Annotated in this window: 17 protein-coding genes and 1 pseudogene; 9 read left to right on the plus strand and 9 right to left on the minus strand. The window is 42.0% G+C overall.

The genetic code is table 11. The annotated features are described in order from the left end of the window. The 5 genes and pseudogenes from A4S05_RS26625 to mtnA form a co-directional block, all read left to right on the plus strand. Nucleotides 1-1,092 (plus strand): calcium-binding protein (locus A4S05_RS26625; RefSeq protein WP_141699817.1); only part of this gene is annotated, 1,092 nt, incomplete at its 5' end. A gap of 150 nt (nt 1,093-1,242) precedes the next feature. Then, complete coding sequence (locus tag A4S05_RS43655; RefSeq protein ID WP_256091185.1) at nt 1,243-1,365, plus strand: hypothetical protein; 123 nt, start codon at nt 1,243-1,245, stop codon at nt 1,363-1,365. 232 nt (nt 1,366-1,597) lie between these two features. After that, nucleotides 1,598-1,756, plus strand: a pseudogene (locus tag A4S05_RS40625) (IS4 family transposase); the annotation flags it as partial. A gap of 378 nt (nt 1,757-2,134) precedes the next feature. Beyond that, nucleotides 2,135-4,144, plus strand: a complete 2,010-nt coding sequence (locus tag A4S05_RS26630) for a cation:proton antiporter domain-containing protein (protein WP_069072796.1) — start codon at nt 2,135-2,137, stop codon at nt 4,142-4,144. A gap of 116 nt (nt 4,145-4,260) precedes the next feature. Continuing rightward, nucleotides 4,261-5,322, plus strand: coding sequence for an S-methyl-5-thioribose-1-phosphate isomerase (gene mtnA / locus A4S05_RS26635; RefSeq protein ID WP_069072797.1), 1,062 nt, complete (start codon nt 4,261-4,263; stop codon nt 5,320-5,322). A gap of 148 nt (nt 5,323-5,470) precedes the next feature. Here the strand turns inward: mtnA and A4S05_RS26640 are convergent, their stop codons facing one another. The 4 genes from A4S05_RS26640 to A4S05_RS26655 all read right to left on the minus strand — a co-directional run bounded on the left by A4S05_RS26640 (nt 5,471) and on the right by A4S05_RS26655 (nt 11,250). After that, nucleotides 5,471-5,914, minus strand: coding sequence for an SRPBCC family protein (locus A4S05_RS26640; protein WP_069072798.1), 444 nt, complete (start codon nt 5,912-5,914; stop codon nt 5,471-5,473). A 123-nt stretch (nt 5,915-6,037) separates the two neighbouring features. After that, nucleotides 6,038-7,477: a 9,9'-di-cis-zeta-carotene desaturase gene (gene zds / locus A4S05_RS26645; protein WP_069072799.1), complete on the minus strand. Its 1,440-nt coding sequence runs from the start codon at nt 7,475-7,477 to the stop codon at nt 6,038-6,040. Nucleotides 7,478-7,756: 279 nt separating this feature from the next. Next, nucleotides 7,757-7,921: a ribbon-helix-helix domain-containing protein gene (locus A4S05_RS26650; protein WP_069072800.1), complete on the minus strand. Its 165-nt coding sequence runs from the start codon at nt 7,919-7,921 to the stop codon at nt 7,757-7,759. Between the two features lie 1,700 nt (nt 7,922-9,621). Beyond that, on the minus strand, nt 9,622-11,250 hold the full coding sequence (locus A4S05_RS26655; RefSeq protein ID WP_069072801.1) for a DUF6930 domain-containing protein: 1,629 nt from the start codon (nt 11,248-11,250) through the stop codon (nt 9,622-9,624). Between the two features lie 624 nt (nt 11,251-11,874). Between A4S05_RS26655 and A4S05_RS26660 the strand changes: the two genes are divergently transcribed. From A4S05_RS26660 to A4S05_RS26670, 3 genes are all read left to right on the plus strand, one after another. After that, nucleotides 11,875-12,231, plus strand: a complete 357-nt coding sequence (locus A4S05_RS26660) for an iron-sulfur cluster assembly accessory protein (RefSeq protein WP_069072802.1) — start codon at nt 11,875-11,877, stop codon at nt 12,229-12,231. Nucleotides 12,232-12,323: 92 nt separating this feature from the next. After that, nucleotides 12,324-12,746 (plus strand): tetratricopeptide repeat protein, encoded by a 423-nt coding sequence (locus A4S05_RS26665; protein ID WP_069072803.1) that lies wholly within the window; start codon nt 12,324-12,326, stop codon nt 12,744-12,746. A 131-nt stretch (nt 12,747-12,877) separates the two neighbouring features. Further along, on the plus strand, nt 12,878-13,135 hold the full coding sequence (locus A4S05_RS26670) for a hypothetical protein (RefSeq protein WP_069072804.1): 258 nt from the start codon (nt 12,878-12,880) through the stop codon (nt 13,133-13,135). A gap of 119 nt (nt 13,136-13,254) precedes the next feature. Here the strand turns inward: A4S05_RS26670 and A4S05_RS26675 are convergent, their stop codons facing one another. After that, entirely contained in the window at nt 13,255-14,220 is a 966-nt protein-coding gene (locus A4S05_RS26675; RefSeq protein ID WP_069072805.1) for a thylakoid membrane protein ThyD, read from the minus strand. Nucleotides 14,221-14,578: 358 nt separating this feature from the next. Here A4S05_RS26675 and A4S05_RS26680 point away from each other — a divergent pair, with 358 nt between their 5' ends. Then, on the plus strand, nt 14,579-14,926 hold the full coding sequence (locus tag A4S05_RS26680) for a hypothetical protein (RefSeq protein WP_069072806.1): 348 nt from the start codon (nt 14,579-14,581) through the stop codon (nt 14,924-14,926). 200 nt (nt 14,927-15,126) lie between these two features. Here the strand turns inward: A4S05_RS26680 and A4S05_RS26685 are convergent, their stop codons facing one another. The 4 genes from A4S05_RS26685 to A4S05_RS26700 form a co-directional block, all read right to left on the minus strand. Continuing rightward, the gene (locus tag A4S05_RS26685; protein WP_069072807.1) at nt 15,127-15,567 is read right to left on the minus strand and encodes an FHA domain-containing protein; all 441 of its coding nucleotides are present in this window, start codon (nt 15,565-15,567) and stop codon (nt 15,127-15,129) included. Nucleotides 15,568-15,976: 409 nt separating this feature from the next. After that, on the minus strand, nt 15,977-18,565 hold the full coding sequence (locus A4S05_RS26690) for a heavy metal translocating P-type ATPase (protein ID WP_069072808.1): 2,589 nt from the start codon (nt 18,563-18,565) through the stop codon (nt 15,977-15,979). Nucleotides 18,566-19,226: 661 nt separating this feature from the next. Then, nucleotides 19,227-19,493: a TM2 domain-containing protein gene (locus A4S05_RS26695; RefSeq protein ID WP_069072809.1), complete on the minus strand. Its 267-nt coding sequence runs from the start codon at nt 19,491-19,493 to the stop codon at nt 19,227-19,229. Nucleotides 19,494-20,080: 587 nt separating this feature from the next. Beyond that, a complete protein-coding gene (locus tag A4S05_RS26700; RefSeq protein ID WP_069072810.1) occupies nt 20,081-20,356 on the minus strand; it encodes a TM2 domain-containing protein in 276 nt (91 codons plus the stop codon). Nucleotides 20,357-20,716: the final 360 nt, after the last annotated feature.

Below are 20,716 nucleotides of genomic sequence, written 5' to 3' on the forward strand. Positions count from 1 at the left end.
AACGATACCCTTCTTGGTGATGCCGGAAATGACCGTTTATTTGGCGAACAAGGAGATGACAGATTATCAGGTGATGCTGGAAATGATACTTTGTATGGTGGCGTAGGAAATGATACTTATTCTTTTGTAGCGAATACTGCCTTAGGAACCGACACAATAATAGAAACCACAACAGGTGGTACTGATACTATTAACTTTAGCGGTACTACAGTTGCGGTCAATCTAAATCTAGGTGTAACAACTTCGCAAACAGTTAATAGCAATCTCAATCTCATTCTTTCTGCCAACAACGTTATTGAAAATGCAACGGGTGGCACAGGAAATGACACTCTCACTGGTAATACACTGAATAACACTTTAATTGGCGGTGGCGGAAATGACCGACTCCAAGGATTAACAGGAAATGATACCTATTCTTTTGTAGCTAATAGTGCCTTGGGAACGGACACAATTATAGAAACCACAACAGGTGGTACTGACACTATTAACTTTAGCGGTACTACAGTTGCGGTCAATCTAAATCTAGGTGTAACAACTTCGCAAACAGTTAATAGCAATCTCAATCTCATTCTTTCTGCCAACAACGTTATTGAAAATGCAACGGGTGGCACGGGTAATGACACTCTCACTGGTAATACACTGAATAACACTCTCATTGGTGGTGGTGGAAATGACCGACTCCAAGGGTTAGCAGGAAATGACACCCTCTTGGGAGGTAATGGTAATGATACTCTTACAGGTGGAATTGGTAGTGATAAATATCTGTTCCAAAGTAATAGTGTGTTTAACACAAGCTTAGGTATTGATACCATCACTGACTTTGAAGCCGGACAAGACCAGATTGTGCTGAGTAAAACCACCTTCAATACTGTTACTAATACTGTGGGTCAGGCTTTAACTGACTTTGCAGTTGTCACTGGTAATCAATTCGTCAACGCTAGTAATGCGCGTATTGTCTTTAGCCAAAGTAGTGGCAGCTTATTCTATAACCAAGATGGCAACGTTCTGGGTACAGGAACAGTATTTGAGTTTGCCCGTTTGGGGAATCCTAATATTACTTTGAGTAGTAGCAATTTTAGTCTGATTGCTTAGTACTCTGTCAACTTTCAATTGATAGATAATCAAGTTCGTAGTAAGGACTAAAGTCTTTACTACAAACCCTCAAAACTAGCTTAAAAAAGTACTAGTATCACCTTGCCTTAATTAGAAAATATAAATGCTTAGGAATTTCTAATACTATTTTTGATTTACAATTTTGGATTTTGGATTGTTAAAGAGTTAGTGGCGATCGCTCGTTCTCAGACTCACCACCGCTACGCTATCACCCAATACGGTTCAGTTAAGCCTGAAAGTCTTGTAAATTAAGCATTTTCCCAAGAATAAAAATGAGCGTGTGGTGCAATACTGCTCGGATAAGCATTTTGAACTCGGAATTGGGTTTGGGGAAAAGGTTAAAGGGTAAAGGTTAAAGGTTTTTTCTTTCCCCTTACCCCTTACCCTTTTCCCCAAAATCCGACAAGTATTGGCGTATGGTGCATCTCAAAGACTTCTTATTGGTGTCTCCAGATATACAAAGTAGTGACGTACTGAAAGCAATTTAGGAAGAATTCCTGCCAATGTGAAATTTCTTGCAGAACAACCTTTAGAAGACGGCTCTTACCTGTCATATATTTATCAATCGGGCAAGCTTAGAAAAAAAGGTTGTCAACCAATACTGCTACGAGTGATTGAATACACAATTGAATATCCACGCAACTTTGAAAACACGCCGTAGATACTTTTTCTTACCACAGTGTATTGCATATAAATACTAAGCAGTATAGAGTTAAGTCGCTAGTACTACTGTGCATAATTCATAATCCGTAATTCGTAATGATGCTCCTACGGACGCTTGATCGTTAACGTAATTAACATTTTTGCAAGGGTTTCAGACATTTGAAATGAGTGATTTATTTTCGCCGTACTGTGCTAGCATTTACCACTATTAATTTAAAAATATTCATGCTAACTATGCAACATGTCCATATCAAACAATATTAAATCTATTGCCAAAGTATGAGTGTGCCTACATTGGGCTTTGTCCCATTAACGCTCTCGGATGAAATCATATGTTAACGCAACTCTAGGGCAGAGTATGACAAATTTTTTGCTAGCTTCTGTATTATCTACACCAATTAAAGAACCAGTACCGGTTTTTCTGATGATGTTGGGGATTATGCTAATCGCACCCCTGCTATTTGAAAAAATCAAACTACCGGGTATTGTCGGATTAATTTTGGCCGGTGTTGTAGTCGGGCCAAATGGACTGGGATTATTGGCACGAGATAACACAATTGTGCTTTTAGGCACAGTTGGTTTGCTATTTCTCATGTTCATGGCAGGACTGGAAACTAGCTTGGATGATCTGAAATATAACGCTGATAAAGCAATCATATTCGGATTAGCTACCTTTGGTGTGCCGATGGTATTAGGTACCGCAGCCATGATGGCCATTGGCTATGGTGTATTACCTGCCATTTTAGTTGCTTCTTGTTTTGCTTCCCATACGCTACTAGCACTACCGATAGTCAGTAAATTGGGAATTATGCGCTCTCAGACATTGACGACCACTCTCGGAGGCACATTAATCACCAATGTTTTAGCACTTTTGGTTTTAGCGGTGGTAGTGAGAGCGCATCAAGGCAGCTTAAGCATACAGTTTTGGTTATTCCTGATTCCTTCACTAATTATCTACACATTTCTGACACTATGGGGTCTACCTCGTCTTGGTCGCTGGTTCTTTCAGCGGTTTGGACACGATGAAGGGGCAGAATTTACTTTTGTCCTAGCTACCCTGTTTGTGGTTTCCTATGGGGCAGAATTAATCCAAATTGAGCCGATTATTGGCGCTTTTTTAGCTGGAGTTGCTATTACCCAGCTAATTCCCCAACTTAGTCCTCTGATGAATCGGATTCAATTTATCGGAAATACGCTGTTTGTACCCTTTTTCTTAATTTCTGTGGGAATGTTGGTGAATCCCCTGATTCTGATTCAAGAACCGCGATCGCTCCTAGTATCCGCTGTCATGGTAACTGTTGCCATTATCGCTAAGTTCATTCCTGCATGGGGTTCGGGCAAGTTATTCGGATTCAATTTTGACAATATCATGTTGATGTTTGGGCTATCAGTAGCTCAGGCAGCCTCTACCCTAGCTGCAATCACTGTTGCTTACAAAATCGAGTTGGTCGATCAGTTAACAGTGAATGGTACGATCGCCATGATCTTAGTTACCTGCATTGCTTCTCCTTGGGTGACAGATCGGTGGGGGAAAAAAATCAGGCCAGGAGAAACTAGTATTGAAAGTCATCAGTTAGGAAATCTAGGCGATCGCGTTTTAGTACCAGTTGCCAACCCTAGCACTGAAGATAACTTGCTGAAGTTGGCAATACTCTTAACAAAATCAGCAGACGGGACTTTATTACCACTCCATATTTTACTAGAACAAAGTTCCCCAATTTCTCCAGGGGATAAAGCCAGACAAAGCCAATTACTGTCAACAGCAGAAATGATTGCCCATGCTGCCGTGGTCAATGTTAGTCCCATTGGTCGGATTGACGAATCAATTGATAAGGGAATTGCTCGTGTAGCAGAAGAAAAGCAGGCCAGTGTGATTGTCTGCGGCTGGAAAGGTTACTCTACTTATCAGGAAAATCTCTTTGGCGGTGTCATTGACAAGATTGTAAATCGCAGTAATGTGCCTGTTTTGGTAACTCGATTCCCCTTGCCAATTGAGCATACAACACGAGTCTTTCTGGCTTTCACCACCCAACAAACTTATGCTAGTTCTTTTGGAGAAAGTATTCAATTAGTCAAAAGTTTGGCAACGGAACTCAAAGCTACTGTACAACTTTTGCAAGTTGTCACAAAACAAGGAGTAGATATCGATTTGACTAAAACCGGATTGCCAGAAGATACACCAATTCAAAAAGTGCGAGGCAATTTTGTGCAGCAAGTTTCTCGTTTACTCAAAACCAACGATCTGCTAGTGTTAAACGGGACTGTTGAACAGAAAACTCAACTAGTTTCACTTTTTGGTCGAATACCAGAAGCGATCGCTCGCAATCATCCTGAAGTTGCTATGATTATTGCCTACTTTCCCAAATAGTCCCAAGATGAGGAAGAAGTAGGGGAAGAGGTGAAAATGTCCAATCCTCAATACCCAATATCTTCCTATGACTTTTAAATTTTGAATTTTTAATTTTGAATTCGGAGCGAAGCAACGTGACACCTTCCCCAAACCAAGTTTATCCCGTTATTTGGCACAACAACTCAGTGTCACTAATTGACCAAACTCGCTTACCCAACGAATATACATTTGTGGAAATTCACCGCAGTGAAGATATGGCGCGGGCGATTAAAACCATGATTGTCCGGGGTGCGCCTGCAATTGGTGTAGCTGCGGCTTATGGAATGTATCTTGGTGCAAGAGAAATTGAAACAAGCGATCGCCACGATTTTTTGCAAGACTTAGATAAAGTAGCCCAGTTATTACGTTCTACTCGTCCGACGGCGGTAAATTTATTTTGGGCAATTAGCCGGATGATCAAAGCCGCCTACGAAACCCTGGGAACAGTGGAAGACATCAAGCAAACCCTTTTCCAAACAGCCCAAGCTATTAACGCTGAAGATTTGCAAACCTGTCAAGCAATTGGCGACAATGGTTTGACAGTCTTGCCTACTACCCCAGAAAAGCTGACGCTGCTTACCCACTGCAACGCTGGGGCACTAGCTACTGCTGGTTATGGCACTGCTTTGGGTGTTGTGCGTTCTGCTTGGAGGGAAGGACGTTTGGAGCGTTTATTTGCCGATGAAACCCGTCCCCGCTTACAAGGCGCAAAACTCACCACTTGGGAATGTGTCCAAGAAGGTATTCCAGTTACATTAATTACTGATAATATGGCAGCCCATTGCATGAAACAGGGTTTGATTCATGCTGTAGTTGTGGGTGCTGATCGAATTGCTGCTAATGGTGACACTGCTAATAAAATTGGTACATATAGTGTAGCGATCGCAGCTAAAGCTCATAATATACCCTTCTTTGTGGCTGCACCCCTTTCCACCGTTGATTTTGAATTAGCCGATGGCAGCAAAATTCCCATTGAAGAACGCGAACCAACAGAAATCTATCAAGTTGGTGATACTATTCTCACACCTGCGGGTGTAGAGTTTTACAATCCAGCATTTGATGTCACTCCAGCTGAGTTGATTACAGCAATTATTACAGAGAATGGAGTATTTGCTCCTGGTGAATTAGTGAAATCTCAGCCACAGCAAGTAGCCTAACATTAATCCCAATACTGCTGGAGTTTTGGATTTTAAACTGGAATTTGGTTTGGGGAAAAGGTTACTGGGTTTGGGTTAAAAGTTTTTTCTTTGCTCTGTCCCATTCTCCTTTTCCCCTTAACCGACAAGTATTGATATCAATTATGTATCAATTAGCTTTAATATTCAGCGCATATTCTTTAAACCTTTCCAAATCAGCTTGAATCGTCGATTCAACTATCCGTCCCAAAAATAAATTATCCATAATTTTGCCAATAATGCCAGGAATCGCATAGGAAATGGTCATTTTAACAATGCTACTATTGTGGCGATCGTAAAAGCGAATTGCTCCTTGATTGGGCAAACCATCAATCGATTCCCATTGGATAATTTGATTGGGAATAACTTTAAGAATTCGGGATTGCCAATTAAATTCTAGACTGCCAGTTTTTAATTTCCAAAGAGATATATCTGGATTCTCTGGGGGAATTTTCACCGAATCAATCCATTTCATCCACCGAGGCATTTGCTCTAAATCAGACCAGAGGCTCCATACTAAATCTATAGGAACTTCTACTTCTACCTGCACAGTATGCTCTAACCAATCTGACATTATCTCTTTTTCCTTCTCTACGAGACGCTTTGCGTAGCTTGCTTGTTTGCAGGAGTACGGGCCCTTTGCGCCCTTCCCTTTACGCGAACGCGGTAGCCTGTGGCAAGCCACTCCGTGTCTATGTCAATTCTTCAAACTATCCAAAATCACTTTGGCCGCACGCCGCCCAGAAATAGTTGCTCCTTCCATGCTGTCGATGTAGTCTTGCTGAGTATAACTCCCTGCAAGGAAGAAATTATCCACTGGTGTTTTTTGGTTGGGACGGTACGCATCCATACCTGGCGCTTCTCGGTAGAGAGACTGAGCAAGTTTTACTACGCTATACCAAGTCATATTTAGTTCCCGCGACGAGGGAAATAGTTCATGAACTTGCTTGAGGACATGCTGTGCGATCGCTTCATTACTTTGTGCAATAAACGGATCTCCCGGTGTCAGCACTAGTTGTAACAAAGACCCCTGTCCTGGGCGATAATAATCAGCAGGGCTAGTCAACGCCAAATCCGCAAAACAAGAAAAGTCAGCATCGGCTGTGTAAAGTAAATTATCGATTCCAGCCGCATGATTTAGCTGTTTACGTTCCTTTCCATCGTTCAATTCTGTTACCCAACCATCGAAGCGTAACTGCACTGTAGCCACTGGCACTGCATCCAGTTTGTAAATATTGTCAAATTCTGACCACTTACGCCACTCGTTGGGGAGGATGCGTTGAATTCCTGGAACATCACAAGCAAAAACGTAAGCATCCGCGGTGATAGTTTCTACGGTATCACCTTGGGCAACTACTATACCAGTGACGCGGGTTTGTCCGTCTGACTCTGTAAACTGGATTTCCCTGACTTGCCGACGCGTGTAAACTTTCGTGCCTCTAACTTCGAGATATTCCAGAATGGGTTTGTGTAAATATTCAGATGGTGAACCTTCCAGCATTCGCAAAACTGAAGCTTCAGTTCTAACTGCAAATAGCTGGAATATGGTTAACATACAACGAGCAGACATATTTTCGCAATCAATAAATCCTAATGCGTAGGCAATGGGGTTCCACATACGCTTAATGCTGCCATTGCTCCCACCGTGACTGCGGAACCAGTCGGCAAAGCTAACTTTATCTAAATTGCGGATGGTTTTCATCGCCCCATTAAAGTCTACCAATCCTCGAACTATCGGACTAGTACCCAAAGCGATCGCATTTTGCAGTTTATCCTGCAACGATAGTTGAGAAGTAGTAAAAAATGCCTTTAAGCCATTGAAAGGCGCACCTGTGAGGAAGCGAAAATCCAAAGCACCGGTGCGCCCCCCTTTATTAATAAAAGTGTGGGTATGTTCCTTGAGGCGTAAGTTTTCTAACACCCCCACTTTCTTCATCAAGTCAAATAGTTGGTAGTAGCACCCAAAAAATACATGCAACCCCATTTCTAGATGGTTGCCATCTCCATCGACCCAACTGCCAACTTTACCACCCACAAACGGACGAGACTCAAAAATCTCGATTTCACAACCAGCATCAGCTAGATCTACTGCGGTTGCTAGTCCAGCCAGTCCCGCACCTACGATTGCAACGCGCATTCCGTCGTTCCTTTTCAGTTTCTTTACAGATTGTAACTGGGTTGGTGTCGGAATTTGCTACTTAATATCAACTCCACCAGCATATTAAGTTATGGCAATGTTGATACTAAAACCTCTTTGATCACTTTTTTTAGTCCCTAAAGATTACCAGACGCGTTTTTCTCGCGTCTGTATCAGCTAGACAAAGTATTGTCCATAGCCGTGGACTCAAAAAGGTATGATAGCTATTTTTTGGTGGCAAAGCAGTTATCTGGATAAGTACTTAAAGCATCCTCTTACCTATTTGCCGTCTTCGGAAACAGGCAAACTTCTAATCAGTTCACGAATCACATCGGTTGCGGGTCTACCTGTTTGTTGGCAATATTTTTCCAGTTTTTCCGCTTCCTGTGTTGCGAGATTGACTGTTATACGTTTAACCGCCCATTTTTTATTTGTCATTATCATGCTATCTGCTGTATATTTTAGGTTGTCGAAAGAGTCTAAGTAAAGAGGGAACCGATAACATTATCAGAGTTTGTCTCAGGAAACAAGTCATATCATTAATATTAAAAATATTCGTTTTGTCCAAGGATTCATCATTTTCTAAAAAAATCAAAGAACTACACTTTAATTGGTTACTATTGCGACAGCAGAAAAAGCACATTGTTGCTTTTGAAGATAATAACCCTCCTAACAGCATGAGTAAAGCCTGAGAATTAAATTTGATGGATGAATTGAGACACCTAATGTTGGCTCAATTAAGATTTCCAAAGTTATTCTTCATTGAAAGCATTCGACCTTATCTCTTGAGCAAGCTTGCCAAACCCACTCAGAGAGAATATCTGCTAAAACACCATAAAATGAGGCTTTCAGAATCATTATTATGCTGAAATGCTACCTTACACGCAGGTTAGAGTGGTATTTGTAGATCGTGAATAATCCCCTATGAAGTAGGCAAATAAGCGATCGCTCCATAACAAACACCCATCTGCACCCAATAAGTTAAGAGCGACTTGAATGGCTATGATTTTTGGCTTCCCTCAATCAAGCTCATTGCTTTTACATGCCAATATATTAACCAGAAAAAAGAGGAGAAAACTCAGTTTACTGGGTGTCAATAGCCCAGCGCATTGGTAAAATTTTACAGCATTATCTGTAATTTTACACAGATGAATTAGCCCGTAATAGTTATGATGTTAGTTGACTGTTGCCGATAATAATATTTTAGTTTTGTTTCATGCTTTTACAATAACTTCCCGTAAAGATACGATGAAATTTTGCCTATTTTTTATCTTCCCTCTAGCGATATAGTTTAATTTCAACCCAGAGATTTTTTCCATTGTTTGTATTCATCTATCTAGAGGTTAGTAAAATCATTTTTAGCCAATTATGGCGCTAAAAAATTGACAACAAACCTTCTTCTTAGATTTAAACTAAGAGATAAATCATTTTCAAAAAAGTATTGATTTTCAATCATTTTGTATTTGGTAAGTATACCCGTAAAAACAATTGTATATTTCAATGTTTTTTGCTGGTGTGTTTATTATAGCCATTATTTCCGCACTTTAAATAATCTTCATTTAGAGACTAAACAATCTCATTTTTATCCTTTATAAAAAACTTACAAAGAAAAAGATATACATCTGAACCTTTGCTTAATGATATTGATATATAAACAAGATGCTAAACTGCAAAACTTGTAAAAAAGATTCCGCTATCTAAGACTGTCAGCTAGGTTTGATTAAACCCAACTTTGCAGGTAATTCGTAGGTAGTTCGTAGCTATTTATACTGAAAACATCCCAATAAAAATAACTGGGAAACGATGAAAATATAGGTACTTCATGAAATTGAGGTAAAGTTAACTTCCAATCATTTAAAGGTGAGCTATGTACAAATGCGATAACCCTGAGTATTTTTACAAAGAAAGGTAGGAGGCAGAGGGCAGGAATCATTTCTTCTGCCGACGCTCGCAAACTCGCTAACGCTGCGCTATCCTGCCTCCTGCCCTCTGCTTTTTTCGGTAAATTTTAAAAGGTAAAGAAAGCCTTTCCCTTTTCCCCTCCCAAGTGCAATTTCAGTTAACATGTAAATCAAATACACATTGACTTAATTTTTCATACTTATAATTTGAGATTTAAGGATTGCAGCAATTGGTGCAACTATTCAAAGTTTAAATTGGGGCATCAGTTGGAGAGTGCCAATACCTAAATCTTTTGGTGAAAGCGATCGCGCTTCAAACAAAGCCATCATATCTCGTAACTGAGGATTGCCACGGGAAGCTCCCGTTAAGCCTTTAGCAATGATTAAGCCACAGTAGCCCTTAGTATTTTTACACCGTTGATTCCATTTCTTTCGGGCTTCTACATGAATCGGATCTTCGTCTAAAAATTCACCGAATAGGAACAATTCGCCATTTTGAGTTTGTAATAAACCCAGGTCGTAGCGATCGCCATCGAAGGGGTCGGCACCTGGATTAAAACAAATTGCTCTCAATCCACCTGCTGTTTCAATTCTTTCAATTACAGTCTTCGCCTTGGGCCGAGAAGTTTGAATTAAAATCACCGGCAAACCATCACCCACGTGTTTAATTTCACCAGCCGGATGGTAGCTGACTCCCTTACGCAGGTGTTCCAACATTTCCCAGGACACCACACCTAAGCTAAGGAAGGAATCTTCAGGTATCAAGTCATCTTGCAATGATTGGAAATCAAGATTGTCAATCTCTTGATCATCAACACCAAAACCTGCCATTTCCTCTAACTCTGCGGCTAACTGCGGCATGGTAGAGACTGTCACAGGTACAGATTTAGTTGATTCTTCCGACTGTGGTAGAGCAATCCGATAGCGACGGCTGAGGGTAGGAAAGATGTCTTCATGAAGCGGGCGACGGTGATCGCGAATAAAGCGGATCAGGCTTTCGATCGCAACCAAGATTACCAATGCTTCTTCGTCATACAAAACAGAACGCAGTCCTTCTAAGGGGTGGATATTACCGAAGGTGGGGTCAATTTCTGATAATGGCAGATCGACCAAATCATCATCTTCATCCTCATCCTCATCATCTTCATCAGCAGTCTCAAAAGTGAGAAATAGGCAATCTTGCTTAAGGAATGCTTCTTCTAGATGCTCTGTTGATTCTTCATCTCTTAAAACAGCGGCACGAAACTGTTTTAAAGACTCTTCTGAGCGATAAAACAAAATCCCATACTCCATTCCCAGCATTCCCATGATTGAGGCGTAGAGTGTGCCAACATCCCACTTATTAATCTCAATGGATAAAATTTGCTGTTCTTCCAAAAATTCCCAAGGTGCTGCTTGCCAAATTGCAAATGCTTTCTCTCGCAAGATTTGTGCATACTGTGGGGGTAAGTCGGGGGTTTGACTATCGAGGATGTCGGCGAATCCACGAAATAGTTCATCAATTAAAGGCAGTTCTGGTGCGTAATCAATGGCAATATCCAAATCTTGTAGCACTCCCCGCAGGTAAAACTGGATCTCGCGGTCTTTGACTACAATTCTTTGGGGTCTAGCAGGTCTTGCCGGACTCTGGGGATGCTCCATTGCTTGCATTAAGGTGCGAACAATTGCTTCTGGGCCGATATCTGAAGCTACCACATCCATTCCTCGGACAACACCTTGGGAGTAATCTACCCAAAGAATGCATTCTCCCTTTGCCTCTGAGTCTGAGAACTGGTTTGGTGATGACAACGGACGGCGATCGCCCTCCCATACAGAAGGAATTTGAGTTAATTTCTTCAACCGACGACTGGTAGAGCGATTAAAACTTGTCATAGAGATCAAAAGAAGCAATTTGGAAGTAAACTTTGGAAGATAGCTAGCCTCAGATTAAATTTTTATGGCTGCACCTGAAGGTGGTTGCTTTTCAGGTTGCCACAAGGCTTGAACTTCAAAAATACCGAATGTTTCAGGAGGCAGGAGGCAGGAGTAACCCATATTTAAAAGCGTGAGACTTAGGCTGTGGACAACGATGCCAAATAATCCATTTGGAATGCATCCTAGACTCTCTCTAGGAGACACTGCGCGTAGCTTACTTCCTTGTAGAAGAAAGGGAGACGCCAATGGAGAAGACCAGATCGGCTACGAATGTATTTTCCGATATATGTCTCGATACAATTCATCTTTTTAAAATGAATCTTATACCGAGAATTAAAACTTTCATTCATAATTATTTCCTCCTGCCTCTTGCCTCCTGCCTCCTGCCTTCTCGTATAAACACACTGAGTCTCTCAATTCTAGAATAAAAATTTTTGGCTGCTTTTAACGGAGTGTTTACAATTTGGCATCTAGCGGCATCTAAGCCGCTAGAATGAATACAAAAACACCAAGGGCAACCTACAGGCATTAACAAGCTGATATAGGGTAAAGCTTAAACTAAATTAAGGAGTGAAAAAGTAGATGACACAAGCAATTCAGGCTCAACAACGCGGAATTCTGTTGAGCGAAGCCGCATTGAAGCAGGTAAAATCCCTCCGGGACAAGCAAGGCACAGACTTCTGCTTACGGGTGGGAGTCCGTCAGGGTGGCTGTTCTGGGATGTCTTACATGATGGACTTTGAAGACACTAGCAAGATCACCCCTCAGGATGAAGTTTTTGACTACGATGGCTTCAAAATTGTCAGCGATCGCAAGAGCCTGTTATATCTCTACGGTTTAATGCTCGATTATAGCGATGCCATGATTGGCGGTGGCTTCCAATTTACTAACCCCAATGCCAGCCAAACTTGTGGTTGCGGTAAGTCATTTGGGGTGTAATATTGTCATTTGTCATTTGTCCTTTGTCTTTTGTCCCTCACAAATGACCAATGACTAATGACTAATGACTAATGACCAATGACTAATGACAAATGACTAATACAGTTGAATCCCTGTTTGATACAGGTTTAGAACGCTATAAAGCTGGAGAATCAGTAGAATCTTTAATCCCTGTGTTTAAAGAAGTATGCGATCGCGCTCCTAAAACTAGTGCTGCTTGGATTTGTTTAGCGTGGTTGTATCTACTCGATAGCAAACCCAACTTGGCATACAAAGCCGCACAGAAGGCAGTTAAGTTAAACCCGCAAGATCCACAAGCTAGAATCAATCTCGCCTTAGCAATGCTGGAAACGGGTCAAAAAGGTTTGCGAGAACACATTGACATAGCACAGCAATTGATTTTTGTCAATGAAGAATGGAGTGACGAAATAAAAAATAGTATTGAAGACGGTTTAAGTAGGAAACCAGATTGGCAGAGTTTGACAAAAGTCAAAAATTGGCTGTTTGAAAAGTAAATGATGGGGAGTGGGGAGCAGGGGGCAGGGAGCAGGGGGCAAGGGGAAGAATAAAAAAATACTTTTTCTCCCCAATCCCCATTCCCCATTCCCCAATCCCCATTCCCCATTCCCCATTCCCCAATCGAATCATGAAAGATAAATTGTTAAATTGGCTAAACATGGTTTTAGTCGCAGATGTTTTTTTGGTTTTGTTTGGCTTTGGCTGGTTAGCGATCGCAGCGATCGGTGATGCTGTGGGAATAAACCTGGGTTTGGATTTGTGGCATCAACTGTGGCAACCTGTGTTTAACCCAGCAATTGGTATTCTCATGGGTGGTGCTATTCTCAGCGGTATTATCAGTTGGGTTTCCAGGAAATTTCTCTCTAGTCAAGAGACTGGGAAATAGGGACTGGGGACTAGGGACTGGGTACTGGGGAATAGGGAACAGGGAATAGGGAACAGGGAACAGGGAAAAGTTTTTAAATGCCCAATGCCCAATGCCCAATGCCCAATGCCCACTCCCATTTAATTAAGAATTTGTGTTAATGCTGATTGCAAATTAGGATATTTGTACTCAAAACCTGTTTCTAACGTGCGTTTTGGGATGACTTGCTGACCTTCTAAAACTACTATAGCCCCGTCTCCTAAAAGAGCTTCGATCGCAAAAGCAGGAACAGGCAACCAAGAAGGGCGATTCATGACTTCTCCCAAAGTTTGGCTTAAATCTGCCATCCGAACTGGATTAGGGGCGGTTGCATTATATACGCCTTCTATTTCCGGTTTAGTTAAAGCTTCCAGAATCAGGCTAACTAAATCATCTACGTGAATCCATGAGAACCACTGCCGACCACTGCCAATAGGCCCACCAGCGAAGAGTTTGAAAGGCGGAATCATTTTACCTAAAGCACCACCATTGCCCAAAACAATCCCAAAACGTAGAATTACCAGTCGGACACCAGCATCTTTTACCTTTCTCGCTTCAGCTTCCCAAGCTTGGCAGACTTGGGCAAGAAAATCGTTACCAGATATATTTGTTTCATCAAAGATTGCCGTTTCACTAGTGCCGTAGTAACCAATGGCTGAAGCGTTAATTAACACACTTGGGAGGCAGCGCGTTGCGGGGGTTCCCCCAGTTGTAGCGACTGCCGTTTTGGGGTTAGCGTTAGCTATTGCTTCAACTACTTTTTGTGTACCAAACTTCCGGCTATTGAGGATTTCCTGTTTCCGTTCTGGTGTCCAGCGTCCTTCACCAATAGGTTCTCCTGCCAAATTAACTACGCCATCACAACTAGCAATGACACTTTGCCAGGAACCAGATGCATTTGGTGTATAGGCAACAATTTCTACATCGGGGAAAGCCTCAGATGGAAAAACTTTTTGAGCAAAGGTGGTGTTCCGAGTTAATACTACTATTTTGTGACCTTTTCCGTGGAGTCGTTGTACCAAACGGCTACCAACAAATCCTGTTGCTCCAGTAATTGCGACTTTCATTTTCTACCTCAGCCAAACCTTTATTGTAAAGTTTTTGATCAAACTTTCAGCTTACCAAAGAAGGCAGGGGGCAGGAGGAGAACTGCCCTTTGTTTCCTACCGCGACCAGACGAGTCTTGGGTTTAAGACCCATTCCAAAATCTCTGCCACAGGTGTCCTGCAATCAGTGTAGGTCTGAAGCCTACACTGCCTTCTGCCTTCTGCCTTCTGCCTCCTACCTTCTTCACAAAATTGGGTAAACTGTATATTTTGATCATGCCTGATCTCAAAACTCAAAAACTTTGCTTTTATAATGACTTTCCGTTTAGATACTTCGGTATTATAGGATGGACGGAGTGTTGCAAGGCGTGGGGCTATTATGGCTCGCTATACCTGTTCATTTATTGTTTCTGTTCCTAGTGACCATCTGTTGCCGTTACTTGTAGAACTTCTACAGGACTGTCAGTTGGATATTCAATACAATACGGCCGATTACATTATCGCTCGTGAGGTTCCTGGCAATGTTCCTTTTCCTAAATTGGTAACAGTAGAAGTACTGATTGATAAATCAAAATGTACTGAAACAGAAACCCGGATGAGTATTGTGCTTAAAAATGAAGAACTACCACTTCAACTAGATAATTACTGCCGACAAATGTTTGAATTCATCAAGCAGGCTATTGAAAATAGCCGCCATTGGCATTTGATTGAAAGTCTTGCAGGATAGCGTTGGTGGTTGAGTTGACACTCCCACGGCTTGAAGTTGTGGGAATGTCAACAAGAAGGGAGTAGGGAGTAGGGAGTGGGGAAGACAGCATTGAACGGGGCTTGTATCCCGGTGGTTGTTGGGGCTATTTTTTTCCCTATTCCCTACTCCCTACTCCCGCCCCAACGGGGCTTGGTCAAACTTTGATTGGTAGTTATAATTCAGTCTTCTATATCCTCTAAATCCTCGGCCATACCGGGGTTTATTAGTGTAATATCGTACTCGCTCGAATCCGTTTGTCCCAAACGCTGAGTGTTTCTTAAAAGGTAATAAATGGCACGTACTTGAGGCCCAAAAACGATCTCATCTTCATTTCTGAGATCGTGAGATGGTATCTTGCGTCCATTAATCATTAAACCGTTAGAACTAGACTTACCTTTAGCATCGCCATCTACAATCCGGTAATAGTAGCTATGACTATTATGCTCTCGTGGCAATCTCACTAATGTGGCATGGCGTCGGGAGACAAACTGCGACATCAAACGGATATTACATTCGCGATCTCTACCAATAGAGTAGACGGGTTGCTCTAGAGAAAATTCTTTGCGACCTTGATCGTCTTCAATAATCAGTAGATGGTTTTCATTATTTTCTGCTGCCATTGACAAATTTGTGAAACTGTGATTCAAGATTTTTTAGTATCGTATTTTTTCATTTTCGCGCACCATAAGTATGTGGTGCCGGTCTAAATAAGCTTTAAAATTGCATGATACCTTGAAAGAGTAGAACATATCCGTTCCAATACTTGTCGGTTAAGGGGAAAAGGGGAAGGGGAAAGGGGAAAGAAAAAACCTTTAACTTTTCCCTTTAACCTTTTCCCCTTAACCAATTCCGAGTTAAAAATTCTTAACCGAGCAGTATTGATATCTGTTCTACTCCAGTAGTTATGATAGCTTTGGTAAGTGTCTTAAGAAGCTTTTTGGGCTGCGTAAAAACTGAATACGACTCAGTTTAACTTTATATGAGAATAACCAAGATTTGTGCTTGGAAATTTACCTGTATAAGAGTATTCTACGAGTGATGAGCTAATCGCCTTAATAATATTGAGTTGGTAACGACGCTAACAGAGCTAAAAGCCATTAGTGCAGCTGCACCAGATGGGTTAAGGACAAAACCCAGACTAGGGAACAAAACACCTGCTGCTAAAGGAATGCCAACAGTATTATATGCAAAAGCCCAGAATAAATTTTGGCGGATTTTGTTGAAGGTGGCGCGACTAAGCTGAATAGATTCGACGACATCGTTTAAGCGATCGCGCATTAGGATAATTTCAGCAGTTTCCATCGCCACATCTGTCCCTGAGTGTAAAGCAATTCCTACATCTGCTTGCGATAAAGCTGGAGCATCGTTGATTCCATCTCCTACCATTGCCACAACGGATTGGGGATTGGGGAACTCGGGGCCCCCTCTGGGGATTAGGGGCAATGGGGATTGGGGATTGGGAAGAATTTTTCCTAGTCCCCAATCCCCAATCCCCAGTCCCTCCTTCTGGAGAGACTGTATTGCCGCCGCTTTTTTGGCTGGGGGAACACCTGCTATTACATCAGCGCTATCTAATCCTAGTTGTTTGGCTATGGCGATCGCTGCTTCTTTGCGATCGCCACTGAGCAACATTACCCGTAAGCCCATCTGACGCAACTTGTCTACGGTAGAACGGGCATCTGGTCTGAGAGTATCAGAAACAGCAATTAGTCCGGCGAAAGTTCCCCCAACTGCTACGCAAACGACTGTTTTACCATCTGCTGCTAAATCCTGTGCTACCTGCTGTGCGGTTTCACTACTTGAAATACCGTGCCAACTCAACCAGTCCCAGTTACCCAAGAGTACAACTGTACCCTCCACCACAGCAGACACCCCTAATCCTGGTTCTGTGTGAAAATCCACAGCATTTGGAATAGATAACTGTTGCCGTTGTGCTTCTTGCTGAATCGCTTTTGCTAGAGGGTGGTGAGTACCGCTTTCTACGGCTGCTGCTAGTTGTATTAGGGATTGGGCATTGGGCATTGGGCATTGGGCATTGTTATTCTTCTCCTGTTCTTCTGCCTTTTCCCCATTACCCCTTATCCCCAGAGGGGGCCCCACCTTCCCCATTTCCTCAATTAACAGACAATCTGTGACGATGGGATTACCTGTGGTCAAAGTGCCGGTTTTATCAAATACTACAGTGTCTAATTGGTGTACTCTTTCTAAAACGTCACCACCTTTAATCAATAAACCCCGTTCTGCGCCCATAGCAGTCCCGACAAGAATGGCTGTTGGGGTGGCAAGTCCCAAAGCACAGGGACAGGCGACTACCATAACTGCGATCGCTAGTTTTAAACTAATTAATAAAGGGGAGTGGGGAGTAGGGAGTGGGGAGTGGTGAGCTTCATGTGGAGCGTGGCTCATCATTTCCATGCCACCAGACATGGTGATATCAGTCCAGATGTGAGTGCCGAAAAAGTACCAAAATACAAATGTCAATATAGATGCTGTCAGTACACCGTAGGTAAAGTAACCAGCTACCGTATCTGCTAATTTTTGTACTGGTGCTTTCCGAGTTTGGGCGGCTTCTACTAGGGTGACAATTTGAGCTAGAGTTGTATCACTTCCAATACGGGTTGCCTGAATAGCGATCGCTCCTGACTGGTTTAGTGTGCCCCCTGTCACCGTATCTCCAGGTTGCTTAATTACTGGTACGGCTTCCCCTGTTAGCATTGATTCATCGACCGTTGTTTGACCAACCATCAATTCACCATCAACGGGGATTTTATCACCTGGCAGCACTTGTAACCATTCACCAACACGCACCTGTTCAGCGGGAATTTCTACACTAGAAGACCCCACTCCTCCTTTCTCTGGGTTGGCAATTAATCGCGCTACTTGGGGCTGGAGTGCTAGTAATTTCCTAAATGCGGCAGCGGCGCGACCTCTAGCTTGTTGTTCTAATGTCCTTCCCAAAAGAATAAAGCCCAGCATCATTACTGGTTCATCAAAGAAGCATTCCCAACCCAATTGGGGAAAGAGCAGCGCTACTAAACTAGCAATGTAGGCTGTCAGCGTTCCTAATCCCACCAGGGTGTTCATGTTGGGTGCATTTCGCCGCCAGCCCAGCCAACCATCTACTAAAATCGGGCGACCGGGAATTAATAGTGCCACTGTTGCCAATCCACAGTGAAACCAGATGTTATTCAGCACTGGCAGCACTGAGCTACCAAGATTACCAAAATGCCCACTTCCCGACAATATTAGCAACATCGCTGCGATCGCCAACTGCCTAAAAGAAGATCGCATTTCTCGGCGTTGTCGTTCTGCTGGGTCTGGTAAAGTAGATATTTCGCCTGTGACTGTGCCGCTAGCTTTTCGGGGTTGAGTTGGGAATCCAACGGCTGTTAATCGCTCTGCCAGTGCATCTACATCTACTGCACCAACTTCTGACTCTACAACAGCTACCTCTGTGGCCAGGTTCACACAAGCACTCTTGACTCCTGGATGTTGAGTTAGCTGTCGCTCTACTGCGTTGACACACCCAGCACACTTCATACCCCCAACATCGAGAATAATTTTCTCTAAGATTGGGTCGAGTTCTGGGGCTAGCTTAGTTTTTGGGACAAGTTGCATGGCAAGTGTTTAGATTCGCTACAGAAATTCAACGCCTGACTAAAAGCGTCTCTAATTTGAGCGTAGGCTAAATATGGAACTACGACTGTATGTCAACCCTATTAAATTTCTTAATTTATCCTACTCTGCTGAGGGTCACTGACGGCTCCATCGTAGGTAAGTTACATAAACAATAGCTCCAACCTGCATTGGCATGAGTACAATTAGGCTTTTCCAAAAATTGTGAATTTCCAAATTAGACATAGCGCTGAAATAGCCTAAGCCCAACAACAAGAAGAATATCCAGATTAGCTGTTTACGTTTGATAGTTGGCATAGAAGTAGGATTGAAGAAGAATTCAGAAGTCAGAATGGGCTAAACCTTAGCTATCCGCTAACAGGAGTCAGAATAAATCAGTCGGGGATTCAGACCGGCGCAGGAATTGTTGCACCACCAAATTTTCAATTTGGTGGGGGTCTTAAACCCAATTATTTCAGACGCGACGCTCGAATACTCGCTACCGCTGCGCTATCGCAGACTCGCTAACGCTACGAAGCACCGCCAGTCATACATACAGAATACCCAACTGAATTCTGACTCCTGACTCCTGAATTCTGTTCGATAATTCAAACACCAATGAACATTAAATTAAAACGGCAAACAAAACCTCAGAGGCAGGTAATCAAAACCAGCCTTTCTTTTCGACAATGTAAGCATTGAGAAATTGTTCATCAGTCTTAGTTAAGTAGATGATACCCTCAACCAAACCGATAATCCCCATTATTGCCCCACCCAAACCAAATGTAAGTAGGGTGACAAGCAGCATGATCAGACCTTCAGTCTTGTAACCAAGAATAAACTTGTGAATACCTAAAGCTCCTAACAAAATAGCGCAGATGCCAGCTGCAACTTTTTTGCTGTTAGTATCACTGGGGCTGATATTAGACACTATGAGTCATACTCCTCAACTATAAATGACAGCCTCAATTTTAATGTAATTATTCTTACTTGGCATCTCCATATCTCTCGCAGTAATAAATTGTCAAATTTTACCCAATTTAGAAGATATATAGAAATCTGGTTTTATTCGGAGAGTTTACTTACCAGATATTTGGGTCTGTTCGCGAAGCGTCTCGTAGAGAAGCCCCATGCTTCACGCAATGCTTTAAAGTAATGAGTAATGAGTGGATGAAAAATGGGTATTTACTCATTACTTATTACTTATTACTTATTACTCCAGAATCACCGCGGGTGAGGATGTCAATTGGGCAGAGAACTCTTAAAAGGAAACAAGGGATAGATACGTACTGGGTTTTGTTCAAAAATCCGACAGCAGTTCTATAAATTCACACCTAAGTTTTTTGCTAGATGTAAGCATTAATCGAATAATTCATAATTAAATAATGAGTACAGAGTCAACACTAAATCAAAAATTCAATGTTAGCTCTGTACTCTCAAAGGTTGAAATTATTAATTATTTTGACCAATTCGTTATACGTAACTTCACGCAAGAATGCAAACGTGAAATATAAGTTTCTAAAACCAACCCTGCTTATTTACAAAGTAGGTATTTACAAATCCTTCAGGGGACTTATTCAAATAGATCATGCCTTCAATTAAACCTACAAGTTGCATAATTAACAAGGCAATACCGTAGGTGAAAGAACCCCCAACTACGGAAATCACCAACATGATAAAGCCTTCCGAAGCGTATCCTAGAATAAACTTATGAACCCCAAATGCTCCAAGGATAATGCCACAGTAACCAGATAGAAGTTGTTTGGTTGGGTGACTGGGGTTGAGATTTGACATAATTGAGTCTTGCTCCTTGATAAGTGAGTATAAAAATAAAGTCTTTATTGTAATGAAAGCAAGTAAATATATTTGCTTAATCAATAAATTTTTAAATTTTCCAGTATGAGTAAGCCCAAGACAAATAAGCAAAATTAGCGCACTTCTATTCCAGAGGGGACGCTAGGATGTCTTGCAGCATAATCTAAAAATCTGACGCTCCTTAATGACTTTTGGTGGATTTGAGGATTGCAAACCCTGGTGCGGCAGTTTTGCAGATTTTTAGGTAAGACATTTTTCTTGAGAAAAATGAACCTCAGTAATCAGCAAAAGCTGCTACATACACTACTTTTTACAAGTCCGTCAGTATTATTTCCGGAT

This window comes from Nostoc sp. KVJ20, assembly GCF_001712795.1.
Classification (GTDB): Bacteria; Cyanobacteriota; Cyanobacteriia; order Cyanobacteriales; family Nostocaceae; genus Nostoc.

Bases quoted from the DNA above. Each gene is read 5' to 3' on its own strand.
- A4S05_RS26660 (WP_069072802.1), top strand. From the start codon at position 11,875: ATGACACAAGCAATTCAGGCTCAACAACGCGGAATTCTGTTGAGCGAA.
- A4S05_RS26630 (WP_069072796.1), top strand. From the start codon at position 2,135: ATGACAAATTTTTTGCTAGCTTCTGTATTATCTACACCAATTAAAGAA.
- A4S05_RS26685 (WP_069072807.1), bottom strand. From the start codon at position 15,567: ATGGCAGCAGAAAATAATGAAAACCATCTACTGATTATTGAAGACGAT.
- A4S05_RS26640 (WP_069072798.1), bottom strand. From the start codon at position 5,914: ATGTCAGATTGGTTAGAGCATACTGTGCAGGTAGAAGTAGAAGTTCCT.
- A4S05_RS26690 (WP_069072808.1), bottom strand. From the start codon at position 18,565: ATGCAACTTGTCCCAAAAACTAAGCTAGCCCCAGAACTCGACCCAATC.
- A4S05_RS26675 (WP_069072805.1), bottom strand. From the start codon at position 14,220: ATGAAAGTCGCAATTACTGGAGCAACAGGATTTGTTGGTAGCCGTTTG.
- A4S05_RS26680 (WP_069072806.1), top strand. From the start codon at position 14,579: ATGGCTCGCTATACCTGTTCATTTATTGTTTCTGTTCCTAGTGACCAT.
- A4S05_RS26650 (WP_069072800.1), bottom strand. From the start codon at position 7,921: ATGATAATGACAAATAAAAAATGGGCGGTTAAACGTATAACAGTCAAT.
- A4S05_RS26655 (WP_069072801.1), bottom strand. From the start codon at position 11,250: ATGACAAGTTTTAATCGCTCTACCAGTCGTCGGTTGAAGAAATTAACT.
- zds (WP_069072799.1), bottom strand. From the start codon at position 7,477: ATGCGCGTTGCAATCGTAGGTGCGGGACTGGCTGGACTAGCAACCGCA.
- A4S05_RS26665 (WP_069072803.1), top strand. From the start codon at position 12,324: ATGACTAATACAGTTGAATCCCTGTTTGATACAGGTTTAGAACGCTAT.
- A4S05_RS26670 (WP_069072804.1), top strand. From the start codon at position 12,878: ATGAAAGATAAATTGTTAAATTGGCTAAACATGGTTTTAGTCGCAGAT.
- A4S05_RS26700 (WP_069072810.1), bottom strand. From the start codon at position 20,356: ATGTCAAATCTCAACCCCAGTCACCCAACCAAACAACTTCTATCTGGT.